The organism is Brevundimonas sp. NPDC055812 (assembly GCF_053616535.1).
Genome location: NZ_JBSHDX010000004.1, coordinates 273682 through 289331, shown reverse-complemented (window position 1 = coordinate 289331; position 15650 = coordinate 273682). Strand labels below are relative to the sequence as shown.

Annotated in this window: 12 protein-coding genes and 1 tRNA gene; 9 read left to right on the top strand and 4 right to left on the bottom strand. The window is 67.0% G+C overall.

The window, feature by feature from the left end; translation table 11 throughout:
• Positions 1-19 precede the first annotated feature (19 nt).
• Genes ACWGL1_RS09135 through ACWGL1_RS09120 form a run of 4 tightly spaced genes read left to right on the top strand, consistent with a single transcriptional unit; the run spans position 20 to position 2089 of the window.
• Positions 20-235: a hypothetical protein gene (locus ACWGL1_RS09135; protein ID WP_452111807.1), complete on the top strand. Its 216-nt coding sequence runs from the start codon at positions 20-22 to the stop codon at positions 233-235.
• On the top strand, positions 232-576 hold the full coding sequence (locus ACWGL1_RS09130) for a hypothetical protein (protein ID WP_452111806.1): 345 nt from the start codon (positions 232-234) through the stop codon (positions 574-576). The genes ACWGL1_RS09135 and ACWGL1_RS09130 overlap by 4 nt, the downstream gene beginning before the upstream one ends.
• Entirely contained in the window at positions 573-938 is a 366-nt protein-coding gene (locus tag ACWGL1_RS09125; RefSeq protein WP_452111805.1) for a hypothetical protein, read from the top strand. Before ACWGL1_RS09130 ends, ACWGL1_RS09125 begins: the two co-directional genes overlap by 4 nt.
• On the top strand, positions 920-2089 hold the full coding sequence (locus ACWGL1_RS09120; protein ID WP_452111804.1) for a site-specific integrase: 1170 nt from the start codon (positions 920-922) through the stop codon (positions 2087-2089). The genes ACWGL1_RS09125 and ACWGL1_RS09120 overlap by 19 nt, the downstream gene beginning before the upstream one ends.
• Positions 2090-2176: 87 nt before the next feature.
• Here the strand turns inward: ACWGL1_RS09120 and ACWGL1_RS09115 are convergent.
• Positions 2177-2253, bottom strand: a tRNA-Lys gene (locus tag ACWGL1_RS09115).
• Between the two features lie 252 nt (positions 2254-2505).
• Between ACWGL1_RS09115 and ACWGL1_RS09110 the strand changes: the two genes are divergently transcribed.
• The 4 genes from ACWGL1_RS09110 (at position 2506) to ACWGL1_RS09095 (ending at position 10003) form a co-directional block, all read left to right on the top strand.
• Entirely contained in the window at positions 2506-2763 is a 258-nt protein-coding gene (locus ACWGL1_RS09110; RefSeq protein ID WP_452111803.1) for a hypothetical protein, read from the top strand.
• Positions 2764-2819: 56 nt separating this feature from the next.
• Positions 2820-4607: an autotransporter assembly complex protein TamA gene (locus tag ACWGL1_RS09105; RefSeq protein WP_291774871.1), complete on the top strand. Its 1788-nt coding sequence runs from the start codon at positions 2820-2822 to the stop codon at positions 4605-4607.
• Positions 4604-8842, top strand: a complete 4239-nt coding sequence (locus ACWGL1_RS09100) for a translocation/assembly module TamB domain-containing protein (RefSeq protein ID WP_452111802.1) — start codon at positions 4604-4606, stop codon at positions 8840-8842. The genes ACWGL1_RS09105 and ACWGL1_RS09100 overlap by 4 nt, the downstream gene beginning before the upstream one ends.
• An 84-nt stretch (positions 8843-8926) precedes the next feature.
• Positions 8927-10003 (top strand): PA0069 family radical SAM protein, encoded by a 1077-nt coding sequence (locus ACWGL1_RS09095; protein ID WP_452111801.1) that lies wholly within the window; start codon positions 8927-8929, stop codon positions 10001-10003.
• On the opposite strand, the gene ACWGL1_RS09090 is transcribed toward ACWGL1_RS09095, so the two are convergent.
• Entirely contained in the window at positions 10004-11248 is a 1245-nt protein-coding gene (locus ACWGL1_RS09090) for a class I SAM-dependent RNA methyltransferase (protein ID WP_452111800.1), read from the bottom strand.
• A 153-nt stretch (positions 11249-11401) separates the two neighbouring features.
• On the opposite strand from ACWGL1_RS09090, the gene ACWGL1_RS09085 reads away from it, so the two are divergent.
• Positions 11402-12046: a glycine zipper 2TM domain-containing protein gene (locus ACWGL1_RS09085; protein WP_291774857.1), complete on the top strand. Its 645-nt coding sequence runs from the start codon at positions 11402-11404 to the stop codon at positions 12044-12046.
• Between the two features lie 73 nt (positions 12047-12119).
• On the opposite strand, the gene ACWGL1_RS09080 is transcribed toward ACWGL1_RS09085, so the two are convergent.
• Together ACWGL1_RS09080 and ACWGL1_RS09075 are read right to left on the bottom strand one after the other, a co-directional pair.
• Positions 12120-12845, bottom strand: coding sequence for a TlyA family RNA methyltransferase (locus ACWGL1_RS09080; RefSeq protein WP_452111799.1), 726 nt, complete (start codon positions 12843-12845; stop codon positions 12120-12122).
• A gap of 4 nt (positions 12846-12849) precedes the next feature.
• Entirely contained in the window at positions 12850-15591 is a 2742-nt protein-coding gene (locus ACWGL1_RS09075; protein WP_452111798.1) for a valine--tRNA ligase, read from the bottom strand.
• Positions 15592-15650: the final 59 nt, after the last annotated feature.

Here is a 15650-nt window from a genome sequence, read left to right as displayed (position 1 = left end):
TCCGCACTCGAGTTCGCCCATGAAGCGGATCTCGGAAACCTCCCACAAGGTGCGTGCCGGTTGTCGAGCCTGCCACCGCGACCAGCCGCACTGGCTCGGCCGGAACGCCCTGGCCATGGCCGCTCAGCACCACGACCGGACCGGTCATCAGACCTGGTGCGAGCAGGAGCTCCGCACGGTCTACGGCGCGGCCGGGCCAGCCCATCCGGATCTGTTCCAGGAGTCGTCGTCGTGATCATCGACCTGCGCACGGCCATCGTGAACCGCGCTTGCGCCGCCCTCGCCGACCCGCGCGCCCTTGCCATTGGCCAGGCCTTCGGCTTGTCGGCCGGCGCGGCGTGGATCGTGACGCGGTTGGAAGAGGAGCCGACCGGCCTCAGCCGCGTCGCCATCCGTCGCCGCCTGCCTAAGTCGAAGCTGGCGATCTTGCGAAACATCCAGGCGATCGGGCCACTGGTCGACCAGATCCGCGACCGGGTCGGACCTGACGCCATCCTGACCGACACGGACGGCTATCGCCTGACGCCTCTCGGCCGCATCCAAATCCGCAAAGCCCTTAAGGAGCCAGTGCTGTGACCGCCGCCCTGTTCCCGCCCGGCCACCCCCGCCATATCCCTGAAGCTTGGCCCGCGCTGCTCAGCCGCGACCAGCTGCGCGCCTATGTCGGCGGCATGAGCGACGAGACCTTGTCGAAGGTCTGCCCCGTCGCGCCGGTCGAGTTGGGAGCCAACCTGCTTCGCTACCCCCGCGACCAGGTCGACCGCTGGGTCGCTGGCCTTCAGCCTCGTCCTGGCGGATTGCGCAAAACGCCGGTCGAGACGAAGATCGAGAAGGCCGCGCCCGAGGAACCGATCGGAGCCGGTGATCATGCAGCCCGCGCTTTGGAGCGCATCAGGGCGCGCGCCAAAGGGAGCCGCCGTTGTCGGACGACGGACTGATCAAGGTCAAATACGTCCAGCGCCAGAAGGCCGCGGACGGAAGCGACCTGCTGTATTTCCGCAAGGGCGGCTACCGTGAGGGACCGCTGAAGGCGGCGCTCGGCACGCAGGATCTCAAGGACGAGGTGCAGCTGATCCTGGACCGGATCGCGAAGATCGAGCTGGCCAACTCGACACCCCGGCCCGGCACGGTCGGCGGTATGCTGAAGGCTTACAGGAAATCCAGCGACTTCATCACCCTCGCCCAGATCACCCGATCGGGGTACGACGACTACATCGAGGAGCAGATCGCGGACATTGGCGACGTCCTCCTGGGCGAAGTCACCCGCTCCTGGATCATCGGCCTGCGCGACGCCTGGGCGCTGCGCGGCCACAACGCCGCGAACAAACGCATGCAGGTGCTGAAGAACGCGCTGGCGCCCGCCATCCTGGACGAAAAAGACACCCGCATCGAAGGCGACCCCTTTCACAAGGTGGCCAAGGTCAAGCGACCGCATGCAGCGGGCGAGGCGAACCCCGCGTGGCACGATTACGAAGTCACGGCGGCTATCGAGGACGCGATCGCGCGGGACACGCCCGGCCTGGCCCGCGCGATCGCCCTCGGCCGTTACGGCGGCTTCCGGCGCGGCACCATCTGCAACCTACCGCTTCACGCCCGCACGAAAGGTTATGACAAACATGGCGACCTCGAGCGTCGCCTCTATTGGCTGACCGAGAAACGGATCGTACTGGCCGATAAGCGGGAAGACGCTCGCCTGATGGACGTGATCGCCCGCACCCCCAACCGCGCCTTCACGGTGGCCTACAACGCCAGGGGGATGAAGTGGAAAGAGCGGCAACTGAACCAGGCCGTCGAGCGCCTCATGGACCGTCTCGCTCGCGCCGGGAAAGTCCGCGCCGCGACGGATGACGACGGCAAAGTCTACTGCCCGCTCACCATCCACGGCCTACGCCACGCGCGCGGCGTGGAGCTCGCCCTGGCGGGCGCCTCGGACAGCGAGATCATGTCTCAGCTGGAGCAAACCTCAGAAGCCGCCGCGAAGATCTACCGCCGCCAGGCCAACCGCCGGAAGCTGGCCGACGCCGCCCAGGACAAGATCGACAACGTCATCGAGATCCAGAAGCGCGGCAAGGCCAAGAACGCGGGGTGAACGCGAAGTGTATATGGCGCTGTATATGGACTGTATATGACTTCGCCTGTTTCAGCGGGACCACCCGCTAACCCTTTGAAAAGCGAGTGGTACGCCCCCTCGGGCTCGAACCGAGGACCCTCTGATTAAAAGTCAGATGCTCTAACCAACTGAGCTAGGGGCGCACATCGCGTCTGCGAAGAGGCGCGGAACATACGGATGAGCTTCGGGACGGGCAAGTGGAAATTTCAGGTAATTTTCCCACGCGCAAACAAGGCGCTGATGAAGCCCAGATCCCCTGAAAACGACCGCCGCCAGCGTCGATTCATTGCAGGTTCACGTGAACTCGCTAAGGCGCGGAGACGATCCGGCGAAGGAACCGGCTTCGCTTCTCCACGTTTTCAACCCTAGAAGGGGGACCCACGATGAATCGATCCATGTTGAATCGCCTGTTGATCGGGGCGGCGCTGGCCGCCTCCGGCTTCCTTGCCGCCTGTGAACAACCCTACAGCGAACCGACGCCCGTCGAAGCGCCCGCTCCGGTCGAAGCGCCCGCCGCCGAAGACGCCGCCGCGCCGACTGTCGCCGAAGCTCCCGCGCCCGCCGAAACGGCTGCGCCGGTCGAGGCTCTGCCGCCGGACCAACGGTCCTCAGAAGAGACAGTCCAACCCGAGAGCGATACGCTGTTTTACTGATTCTCCTGACGAACAGGGCTAAGCGCCCCTGATCGTCTCGCAACCAGGGTTCGGATTTGACGTCGAGGCTCCCCCTCCTTCTTGCTGGCGCCGCCTTATGCGCCCTTGCAAGCCAGGCCGCCGCCGAACCCCGGGCTCAGATTCGCGGTGAGATCGACGGCGACCTCAAGAGCCAGCTCGAACGCGCTATCGGGCAGGTCGACGGAGCGCCTTCCAATCGCTTCGAGGCGCGTCGTCGCGCTCGCGCGGCCCTGACCTCGGCCCAGGCCCTGCTCCGGTCAGAAGGCTATTATCAAGCCACCGTGGAAGATCAGGTGGAGGGCGAGGAAAATCCGGTCGCCATAGTGCAGGTCGTTCCGGGTCGCCGCTTCGTCCTGGGCGAGGCTTCGGTCAATTGGACGGCGCCCGAGCCCGATGCGGAAACCAGCGCGGCCGTCATTGAAGACATTCGACTGAAACCCGGCGCACCCGGCCGGGCGGCTGATATTCTGGAGGCGGAGGGCCGCGTGGTCGCCGACCTGACCCGCCGAGGATATGCGGACGCCACCGCCCTGCCCCGTCGCGTGGTGGTGGATCACGCCACCTTCCTGGTCCAGCCGGGCTTCAACATCAAATCCGGTGAATTGGTGCGCCTGGACGGCGTCCAGCTTCGGACCCGAGGGCCGACCAAGGAGAGTTGGCTCAACAGTCTCATCCCGTGGTCCGAGGGCGACCGCTACGATCCGGAAGACGTCGCCGAACTGGAGCGCCGACTGCTGGACACCGGAGTCTATGACGGTGTGGGCGTGGCCCTGTCCCCCCTGGACGATGTCCGCCCGGACGGCCTTCGCCCCGTCGTGGTCACATTGGCGGATCGCCCGGTCAGCCTGCTGGAGGCCGGCGCCAGCTATTCGACCTATGAAGGCGTCGGCGTCGACATCTTCCGCACCCGATACAACCGCTTCGGTCGGGCTGACACCCTGCGCTACGGCGCGCGCATCGCCAGCATCGACAGCCGCATCGGCGGTGAATGGTCCCAGCCGCACTGGCGCAGGGCCGGACGGACGCTGAAGCTGTCGTCCTTCATCGTCAACGAACAGACCGACGCCTACGACCGCAGCGCCATCACTGCGGCCGCCGACCTGTCACAACGACTCGGCAAGACGTCCTGGTTCAGCTACGGCCTGGGTGTCGACGCAGGCCGTTACACCGAATACCGCTTCGACCCGGTGACGCAGGAGCCGATCACCTTCGACCGCGATCTCGCCATCGTCACCCTGCGCGGCAGCGCCTTCATGGATCGCTCGAACGATCCTCTGAACCCGACGTCGGGCTATCGCCTGTCGCTGTCGTCGCAACCGACCGCGGTGGCGGGAGAGGATACGGTGCTGTTCCTGCGCACCGAGGGCCAGGCGACCGCCTATCTGCCGCTTCAGGACGGGGCCAAGACCGTGCTGGCCGGGCGGGCGCGCATCGGCTCCATCATAGGCGGCGAGGAACTGACCGTGCCGTCGGATCGTCTGTTCTATTCAGGCGGCGGCGGCTCGGTGCGCGGCTATTCCTATCAGAGCATCAACCCGCGCCTGCCCAACAACCGACCGCGCGGCGGCCTGTCGCTGTTCGAAACCTCCGTCGAGGTGCGCCGCGATATTGGCGAGAAGTTGCAGGCCGTGGCCTTCGTCGACGGCGGCGCCGTCGGCTTCCAGGAAACGCCCAACCTCAGCAACATGCGATACGGCGCCGGCGTCGGCGTCCGCTACAAGCTGCCTTTCGGCCCCGTCCGCGCCGACATCGCCTTCCCGCTGAACAAGCGCGAGGGCGACTCCGGGTTCCAGCTCTATCTCAGCATCGGCCAGGCGTTTTGACCGACACTCCTCCGCCTCACGAAACGGGCGCAGACGTCGCCGACACGCCGGCCAAGAAGGCCAAGCGCAAGCGTACGCGCCTGCAACTGGCGGCCTTCATCGCGGGCGCGACCTTCGCCGCTCTTCTGGCCTTGATCGTGGTCGCCCTGGTGGGAGGACGGATGTACCTCGTGTCCGACGCGGGGCGCGAACTGATCACCAGTTTCGTCGCGGGCAAGAAGATCAGCCGCTATGGCCGGATCAACGTCGAAGGGTTGCAGGGCGACCTGTTCAACGACTTCCGCCTGAAGCGCGTCACCGTGACCGACGAGAAGGGCGTCTGGCTGGAAGCGACTGATGTCCGTGTCGACTGGTCCTACTGGCCTCTGCTGGCTCGCCGCTTTCATGCGACCGAAATCAGCGCGGGCCAGATTCGTCTGTTGCGCCGCCCCGAGTTGGAGCCGCCGAGCGAACCAGGCGGGCCGCAGGCTCTGTCCATCGACATCGACCGCTTCAGCGCCAATGTCGAGCTGCTGGAAGGCTTCTCCAAGGAATACGGCCGCTGGACCCTCAGCGGCGACGCCGCCATTCCGCGCAACGGCGTCAAGAGCGCCAACGTCAACGCCTACAGCCTAAACCGCAAGGGCGACTATCTCCGTCTGGCCGCCGCCTTCGGCGACAAGCCCGAAGACCTGCGCGTCAACCTGCGCGCCAATGAAGCCCAGGGCGGCCCTATCGCCGGATCGCTGGGCTATTCGCCGGATCAGCCGTTCTCGGCCGTCGCCGTGGTCAACGGCGAGGTCGTCGACGTCGCCGTCCAGACCGGCCAGTTCCGTCCCCTGTTGGTCAAGGGAACCTATGGCGACAACGGCGCCAAGGTGTCGGGCTACGCCGACTTCTCCGGCTCGGACCTGTTGGAGCCCTTCGTCGAGCGTATCGGCCGCACCGCCCGCTTCGGCTTCGCCATGACGCCGGACGCCAAGCGCGACGGCTATCAGGGCGTGGCCTGGCGCCTGTACGCCGACAACATCGAATCCAGCGCGCGAGGCCTGATCCGCACCACGGACAACACCTCGCCCGACGGCATCAGCCTGGAGCTGAACACCTCCTCGCTCAGCCGCCTGGTGGGCAGCCCCGTCGCCGGTCCGGCGGCCTATACGGGCGTGTTCAAGGGCGACGCCCAGGTCTGGACCCTGCAAGGCTCGGCCAGCCTGCTGAACGCCGACATCGCCTCCTATCGCGCCACGCGCATCTCCGGCCCCGTCAACATCGCCGCCAACAAGGGCCGTATCGACGTGACGACCGACGTGCGCGCCGTCGGCGGCTCTGCGGCGGGCATCATCGGCGGACTGTTGGGCTCTTCGCCGCGCATCCAGATGGAAGGCGCGCGCATGGCCGACGGCGCCATGCTGCTGAAGAAGATCGACGCGCGCGGCCAGGGGCTGACCCTGACCGGCTCGGGCGGGCGCGGCCTGAACGGCGGCCTGAACTTCACCGGCCGGGCGGATCTGACCGACCTGTCGCGCATCCAGCCCGGCGCGCGCGGCGCGTTCGGCGGCCCGATCCGCGCCGCCTCAGCCAAGGCCGGCGCGCCCTGGACCCTCAGCTTCGACGGGCGCGGTTCGCGCATGGCCGTCGGCATGGAAGAACTGGACCGCCTGCTGGGCGCGACGCCGCGCCTGCAACTGGCCGGTTCGATGAACGGCGGCGTCATCTCCATCGATCGCGGCGAACTGACCGGCGCCGCCGGGCGCGCGGGGGCCAAGGGCCTGATCGAGGGGGCCAAGCTGCGGCTGGCGCTGGACTGGAACGCCCAGGGCCCGTTCGGCGTCGGCCCGGTCGCCATCGACGGCGCCATGTCGGGCGACGGCGCCCTGACCGGCACCCTGGCCCAGCCGCGCGCCGACCTGCGCGCCGCCTTCGACAAGGTGGCGGCGGGCGGACTGACCCTGACCAACGCCGATCTGGTGCTCAGCTTCCGCAAGGGCGCCGACGCCTCGGACGGGCGTGTCGTCCTGAACTCCGGCTCCAACTACGGACCGGCCCACGCCTCGGGCAACTTCTACCTGGGCGGACCGCGCCTTCGGCTGTCGGACGTCGATGTGAATGCAGGCGGCGTGGCGGCCCAGGGCGACGTCGCCCTGTCGAACAACTTCCCCTCCAGCGCCGATCTGACCTTCACCGCGCGTCAAGGCGCCTTCCTGGCTTCGGGCGAGGCCAACGGCCGCGTGCGTCTGACCGAAGGCGCCGGCGACCAGACCGCCGTGCTGGACGTCACGGGCCGCAACGTGCGCCTGACCGGCCAGGACTGGACCTTGCGCAACCTGTCGCTGAAGGGTCAGGGCACGCTGGACCGCCTGCCCTTCATCCTGGCGGCCGATGTGGGCGGCGCCAATCCCGTGCAGTTCAATGGTTCGGGCGAGTATTCCCGCCAGGACGCAGCCCAGAGCCTGACCCTGCGCGGCGGCGGCCGCGTGCGCGAGATCGCCTTCACCACCCGTGCGCCCGCCGTCTTCGCCATCAACGGCGACGGCCGCGTCGCACGCCTGGACCTGGGCGTCGGCGGCGGCGTCCTGACCGGCGAACTGAAGCAGGATAGCCAGGGCAGCGTCATCCAGGCCGACATGACCAATGTCGAAATGGGCTCTCTCGCGCCCGACCTGCGCGGGCAGGTGACGGGCCGCGTCTCGATGCAAGGCCAGGGCGACACGCTGCGCGGTTCCGCCAACATCGACCTGAAACAGCTTCGCAGCGTGGACGCCCCTCGAGGACTGGCCGTCGACGGCACGTTGAACGCCGACCTCAGCGACAACATTCTTAGGCTGCGCGCCCAGGCCAACGACGGCACGGCCGTTCAGGCGACCGCTGACGTCAGCCTGCCGGTCGAGGCTTCCGCCGCGCCTCTGCGCCTCGCCATCGCCCGCACCCGCGACATGTCGGGTCAGGTCGCCATTCGTGGTCAGATACAGCCGATCTGGGACCTGTTCCTCGGCGGCGCCCAGTCGCTGTCCGGCCAGGTGAACGGTCAGGCGACCCTGGCCGGCACGCTGAACGCCCCGCGCCTGAACGGTCGCCTGGATCTTGAACAGGGCGCATTCCGCGACAGCGCCACGGGGCTTCGCCTCGAAAGCGTGACCCTGGCCAGCCGCTTCAACGACAGTCAGGCCGTGATCGAACGCTTCCAGGCCACTGACGGACTGAAGGGCGAGGTGTCAGGCAGCGGCGATCTGGGCCTGCGCCAGGGATCGCCCTCGACCCTGCAGCTCGAGCTGACGCGCTTCCGCGTCATCGACAACGATATCGCCCAGGCCCGCGCAAACGGCCGCCTGACTGCAGTGCGCGGCGCCGACGGCAACATCCGCCTGACAGGCGCCGTGAATATCGACGAGGCCGAAATCTCGCCGGAGCTGCCTGGCTCCAACGGCATCGTCAAGATGGACGTGGTCGAGATCAATCGCCCCGGCGGCGATCCGGTCGAAACCGAGAAGAAGACGGCTGGCGGCCCTCAGATCGGCCTGGATCTGACCCTGACGGGGCGCGAAATTCATCTTCGCGGCCGCGGACTGAACGTCGAATTAGCCGCCAACGCCAGGGTGCGCGGCACCATCGCCCAGCCTCAGTTGACCGGCACGGCCAATGTGGTGCGCGGCGACTATGAGTTCGCAGGCAAGCGTTTCGTCTTCGATGATCGCGGCTCGGTCATCCTGTCTACCGATCCAGCGCGCATCCGGCTGAATCTTCAGGCCGTGCGCGAAGACCCGGCCCTGACCGCCGTGATCAAAGTCACCGGCAGCGCCGCCGAACCCAAGATCGAGCTGACCTCCACGCCCGCCCTGCCCCAGGACGAAATCCTGTCGCAGGTGCTGTTCGGCCGATCAGCGGCGCAGTTGTCGCCGTTCGAGGCGGCCCAACTGGCCTCGGCCGTGGCCTCCCTGGCGGGAGGCGGCGGGTTCGACGTGATCGGCAATCTGAGAGAACTGGCCGGTCTGGATCGCCTCTCCTTCAGCGGCGAAGCGTCCAGCCTGACCGTGGCTGGCGGCCGCTACATCACGGACGACGTCTACCTCGAAGTGATCGGCGGCGCCGAACGCGGAGCCGCAGTCAGCGTCGAGTGGCAGGTCCGGCGCAACCTCGCCATCACCTCGAAGTTCGGCGGCGAAGGCGACACCTCCCTATCCGTCCGGTGGCGGCGCGAAGGCCCTCGTCCCGGCGGCGATCGTCGAGATCGCCGCCCCAACGCCTCCGCGCGACGCTAGAATAGACAACCCGGCCTGACCTCCGGGTTGTTCTTCGACCAATTTGTTCTTGATTTGTTCCACACCGTTCCGCATCATGCGGCCATGAACAAGGCGATCAATGGACGCGGCGCACGTTCCAACGCCTCGGGTCGGTATGAAGCCGACCGACGCGAGGCCTGGAACGACGGCTGGACGGATCAGGACGAAGCGGGCCCGCCGCTCCGCACCACCCTGTCCCCGGAACACGCCCGGACCATCATCGCCCGTAATACGAGTCCCGACGTCGGCTTCGATCGATCCATCAACCCCTACAAGGGCTGCGAACATGGCTGCATCTACTGCTACGCCCGTCCGTCCCATGCCTGGATGGGCCTATCCCCGGGCCTGGATTTCGAGAGCCGGATCTTCTTCAAGCCGCACGCCGCGCATCTGCTGGAACAGGAACTCTCAAAGCCCCGATACGTCTGCCGGCGCATCCAAATAGGCGGCAATACGGACCCCTATCAGCCGGTTGAGCGCGAGACGAAATCGACCCGTTCGATCCTGGAGGTCATGCAACGGTTCAAACAGCCGTTCAGCATCATCACCAAGTCGGTGTTGATCGCGCGTGACGCAGACATTCTGGGCGACATGGGAAGACAAGGCCTGGCCTCGGCCTTCGTCTCCATCACCACCCTGGACCGCAAGCTGGCGCGGGCGATGGAGCCGCGCGCCTCCACGCCCGCCAAACGACTGGAGGCGATCAGCCGTCTGGCCGAAGCTGGATGCCCGGTCGGCGTCGGTTTCGCCCCGGTCATCCCCGGCCTGAACGATCATGAACTCGAAGCGGTGCTGGAGGCGGCGCAGAAGGCCGGGGCGACCTCAGCCATGTACGTGACCCTGCGCCTGCCGCTCGAAATCAAGGACCTGTTCCGCGAATGGCTGGCCGACGCCCGCCCCGACCGCGCGGCGCGCGTCATGTCGCTGATCCGCCAGACGCGAGGCGGCAAGGACTACGACCCGGACTGGTCGCAGCGAATGAAGGGAACGGGTCCCGTCGCCGAACTGATCGCCGCGCGCTTCAAGGCGGCGGTCAAACGCTACGGTCTGGACGGCCCTCGTCATACGCTGGACGTGACCCAGTTTCGCATTCCCGCCGACGCCCGTCCCCAACTGGACCTGTTCGACCTGGCGTCCTGATCAGCGCCGGAAGACGCCGACCAGTTCGATATGCGTCGACCAGATGAACTGGTCGATCGGCGTGACCTTCTCGAGCCGGAAACCGGCATCGACCAGAACGCGCGCGTCGCGAGCGAAGGTCTGGGGGTTGCAGGATACGCCGACGATGACCGAGGCCTTGGTCCCCGGAAGTTGCTGCGTCTGCTCCAGGGCGCCCGCGCGCGGCGGATCAAGGACGATGGCCTCGCACCCCTTCAGGTCGTAGGGCGATAGAGGACGACGGAACAGATCGCGCGCCTGGGCCTCGATTCCTTTCAGCCCCTGCGCCGTGCTCACACCCGCCTTGAGGGCGGCGATGGAGGCGGCGGCGGAATCGGCCGCCGTGACGCTGGCGACCTCGGCCAGCGGAAAGGTGAAGGTTCCCGCGCCGCAGAACAGGTCGGCGACCTTCCTGGCCCCCCTCACCGCCTCGACGGCGCGTTCGACCATGGCGGCCTCGGCGGCCGGCGACGCTTGCAGGAAGGCGCCTGGCGGCAAGGGCACGGACGCCCGTCCGAACCGAACGCGAGGCTGACGCGCCATCACCAGCGTATCGCCGTCCAGGCTGAGACGCGCCAGACCCGCTTCGGCCGCCGCCGCAATGGCGAGCGCCAGTTGGTCGCCGTTCAGGCCGCCGGAACGCTTCTCCACCCCCGTCACATCGACGTCCAGACCACTGTCGGTCAGGGTGACGTGCAGGGTCGGCGCCGACTTGGGATGGCCCAGGAAAGGCGCCGCGACCTTGGCGAGCGCCGGCAGAGCCGCCGTAAGGAGCGGGTCCGACAACGGGCAATCCGTAAGCTCCACCACCCGCCACGACTTGCGCGCCTTGAAACCCAGGATGACTCGCCCGTCCGGCCCCTGGCGCGCGTGCAACGCCAGGCGCCGACGACTGGCCAGCGGCGTGGCCACCGTCGCCTCCACCTCGGTCTCCAGCCCTTCGCGCGCCAGGGTCTGGAGCACCACCTCGCGCTTCCAGGCCAGGTAGGGCGCGTCGGCCCAGTGCTGCAACGGCGCGACGCCGCATTCGGCATAGGTTTGCGAGTGGATCGGACGCCGGTCGGGACTGGCCTCGATCAACTCGAATCGCTCGGCCCGCCCGCCCTTGACCTCGGCCGCGATCACCTCGTCCGGCAAGGCGCCCGGTACGAAGACCGGGCCGTCGGCGGTGTCGGCGATCCCGTCGCCCTGATGGCCCATGCGGGCGATGGTCAGCGTTTGCGTCATGCGGCGGCTTCTAACGGTTTCCGCGCGAAAATCGAAACATGAACGAAGATGAACGACGCGATCAAAAGCCGTTCAGCTTCGCGGCCCTATCAATGGCTGCAACAGACGGCGGCCTGACCCGTTCAGAGAACGTCCGTCGAAGGAACAGAAACGATGATCGCTCTCATCTCGAAAAAAGCCTCGGTCGCCGCCATCGCCGCCCTGGCCTGCGCCTCGGCCGTCGCCCTGCCCGGCGTCGCCTCGGCCCAGAGCTACGGCTATGACTATCCGCCCGCCTACGGCTATGGAAACAGCGGCTACGGCCAGGGGACCTATTACGATCCCTGTGTGCGTGATCAGCGCCAGCGCGCCACGACCGGCGGCCTGCTGGGCGCCGCCATCGGCGCCGTCGCCGGCTCCCAGATGGCGGCCCGCGGCCGCCGCACCGAAGGCAGCGCTCTGGGCGGTGTCCTGGGCGCCGCGATCGGCGCCGGCGTGGGAAACAGCTCGGCCGCCTGCGACAGCCGTTATCGCCGCGACGCCAACTATGGCTATCAGGGAACCTACGTCCCGCCTGCCTATGGTTACGACAACCGAGGCTATGACAATCGCGGCTATGACTACGATCGTCGCTACGACGACCGTCGCGATGCTTACGACTATTACCGGGACTATCCCGATACCTACGCCTCCACGCCCCGCGACGCCGATCAGTGCCGCCTGGCCGAGAGCAACATCCGTCTTCCCGACGGTCGCATGGAGACGCGCTACGTGCGCACCTGCATGGACCAATCGGGCCGCTATCGCGTCGTCGATTAAGTTTCAGCCCCCCTGTCAATCGACGATGTGAAGAGGGCCGCCGGATCACCGGCGGCCCTCAAATCGTTTGGGCTCAGGCCTTGCGCGCCCAGAGCAGGAACTCGACATTGCCGTCGCCGCCGGTGATGGGGCTGTCAGCGACCTCGCGCACGGTCCAACCATTCTCCTCCAGCCAGTCGCGCACCCCGGCCACGGCGGCGGCGTGCGCCTCCGGGTCCTTTACCACGCCCTTCTTGCCAACCGCCTTGGGACCGTCCGCCTCGAACTGAGGCTTGACCAGTGTGATCAGGTCCGCCTCCGGCTCCGCCAGAGCCAGCGCAGCGGGCAGAACCTTCGACAGGCTGATGAAGCTGGCGTCGCAGACGATCAGCGAAGGCGTATCGGTGATCAGAGCCGTGGTCAGGTGGCGGGCGTCAGTCTTCTCCAGATTCACGACACGCGGATCGGCGGCGACCGAGGGATGCAACTGCCCTGTGCCGACATCCACGGCGAAAACCTGCGCCGCGCCGCGATCCAGACAGACTTCGGTGAAGCCGCCGGTCGAGGCGCCGACATCCAGCACCACGCGCCCCTCAATCGCGACCGGCCACAGCTCCAGCGCGTGCGCCAGCTTCAAGGCGCCGCGACCGACCCAGGGATGGGCGGCCTCGGCCTCGATCTCGGTGTCTTCCGCGACCTTTTCGGAAGGCTTGGCGACGACGCGGCCGTCCGCCCTCACCCGCCCCGCCTCGATGGCGGCGCGGGCGCGGGCGCGACTGTCGAAGACGCCGCGCGCGACGAGAAGCTGGTCGATCCTCACGCCCTTACAGAGTTTCCAGCCGCTTCAGCGCGGCCTGCAGCCGGGCCTTGCCCTCTTCGGCTTCAGCCAGTTTTGCGCGCTGTTCCTCGACCACTTCGGCGGCGGCGCGGGCGACGAAGTTGGGGTTGCCCAGCTTCTTGTTCACATGGCCGATGTCAGCGTCGAAGACGGCGATCTCCTTCTCAAGGCGCGCGCGTTCGGCGTCCAGATCGATGATCCCGGCCAGCGACAGGGCGACCGTCGCACCGCCCGAGACGAAGGTCACGGCCCCGGCGGGCGCGGCCTCGGCCACGGCGACCTCGGACACGCGGCCCAGGGTCAGGATCAGGTCGCGGTGACGTGCGATGCGTTCAGCCGTGGCCGCGTCCGGGGCGACAAAGGTCAGCGGCGGCTTGGCCGAGGGCGGCACGTTCATCTCGGCCCGCAGGGCGCGGATCTCGCCGATCAGATCGACCAGCCAGCCGATCTCGGCCTCAGCGTCCCTATCCACGAAGGCGTCCGGCAGCACCGGCCAGGTCTCGCCCATCAGCAGACCGTCGCGCGCCGGGCCTTCCCTGCCCAGTTCGGCCCACAGCTCCTCGGTGATGTAGGGCATGACCGGGTGCAACAGCTTCAGCGTCTGATCGATGGTCCAGGCGGTCATGGCGCGGGTCTCGGCCTTGGCGGCTTCGTCCGAACCGTTGAACACCGGCTTGGCCAGTTCCAGATACCAGTCGCAGAAGACGTTCCAGATGAAGCGGTAAAGCGCGCCCGCCGCATCGTCGAAACGGCCGCCTTCGATAGCGTCCGACACCTGACGCTCGGCCTTGGTCAGTTCGCCGCGGATCCAGCGGTTGATCGTCTGCTGCACGTCTGCGGGGTCGAAGCCCTCGACGCGGCGCGCTTCGTTCATCTGGCTGAAGCGGGCGGCGTTCCACAGTTTGGTGCCGAAATTGCGATAACCTTCAATGCGCTGCTTCGAAAGTTTGATGTCGCGCGAGCCCGACAGGATCGCCATGGTGAAGCGCAGGGGGTCGGCGCCCAGCTCGTCGATGATGTTCAACGGGTCGATGACGTTGCCCTTGGACTTCGACATCTTCTGGCCCTTCTCGTCGCGGACCAGACCATTGATGATGACGCGCTTGAACGGGACTTCGCCGTCCATGAAGTGCAGGCCCATCATCATCATCCGGGCGACCCAGAAGAAGATGATGTCCGCCGCCGTGACCAGATCGCTGGTCGGATAGAAGCGCTCCAGATCCTCGGTCTTCTCCGGCCAGCCCATGGTCGAGAACGGCCACAGTGCGGAACTGAACCAGGTGTCCAGAACGTCCTCGTCCTGGGTCAGCACGACCTCGGAATCATAGTCCGACAATGCCTGTTCGCGGGCGTCCTCTTCCGTCTCGGCGACGTAGATCTCGCCGTTCGGCCCGTACCAGGCTGGGATGCGGTGCCCCCACCACAGCTGGCGCGAGATGCACCACGGCTCGATGTTGCGCAGCCATTCGAAGTAGATCTTCTCGTAGGACTTCGGCTCGAAAACGGTCGCGCCCTCCTCGACCGCCTTCAGGGCCGGCTGGGCCATGACCTTGGCGTCGACGTACCACTGGTCCGTCATCCACGGCTCGATGACGACGCCCGAGCGGTCGCCGTGCGGGACCATGTGCCTGGTCTTCTCGATCTCGCGCAGCCAGCCTTCTTCCTCGGCGCGGGCGACGATGGCCTTGCGCGCGGCGAAGCGGTCCATGCCTTCGTATTCGGCAGGCACGTCGGGCGTGTCGGCTGCGGTGATCCGGCCGAAGGCGTCCATGACGTTCAGCGCTTCAAGTCCCGCACGCTTTCCGACGCCAAAGTCGTTGAAATCATGGGCGGGCGTAATCTTCACCGCGCCCGAACCCTTGGTCGGGTCGGCGTAGTCGTCAGCGACGATCGGAATGCGGCGGCCAGTGATCGGCAGGGTCACGAACTTGCCGACGAGGCTTTGATAGCGTTCGTCCTCGGGGTGAACAGCCACGCCGGTGTCGCCCAGCATGGTCTCCGGCCGGGTCGTCGCCACGACGATGAAGTCGCGCGTCTCGAACTCGGTCGCCTTGCCGTCTTCGTCGAAGACGACCGGGTGCTGATAGGTCACGCCGTCCGACAGGCGATAGGCGAAGTGCCAATAAGCGCCGTCGACCTCTTTCTGCTCGACCTCAAGGTCCGAGATGGCGGTCTGGAAGTGCGGATCCCAGTTCACCAGTCGCTTGTCGCGATAGATCAGGCCGTCCTTGTGCAACTGGACGAAAACCTTGCGGACGGCGGCGTTCAGTCCCTCGTCCAGGGTGAAGCGTTCGCGCGACCAGTCGCAGGACGAGCCGAGACGGCGCAGCTGGCGCACGATGGTCCCGCCGGATTCGGCTTTCCACTCCCACACCTTCTCAATGAAGGCGTCACGGCCCAGGTCGCGACGACCAATGTTGCCCTCGGCGGCCAGCTTGCGCTCGACCACCATCTGGGTGGCGATGCCCGCGTGGTCAGTGCCGGGCAGCCACAGGACAGCCTTGCCCTTCATGCGGTGATAGCGGGCCAGAATGTCCTGAAGCGTGTTGTTCAGGGCGTGGCCGATGTGCAGGCTGCCCGTTACGTTCGGCGGCGGAATGACGATCGAATAGGCGTCTGCGGCGCCGTCAGTCGGCTTAGCCGCGCGCGGAGCGAACAGGCCGCTGTCCTCCCACTGGGCGTAAATGCGCGGCTCGGCGGCCTTGGGTTCGAACGTCTTCTCAAGCATGGTCATCTCGTTTCCCCGAGGCGTAGCGTGAATGCGCCGCCGATCGGGGCTGGAATTCT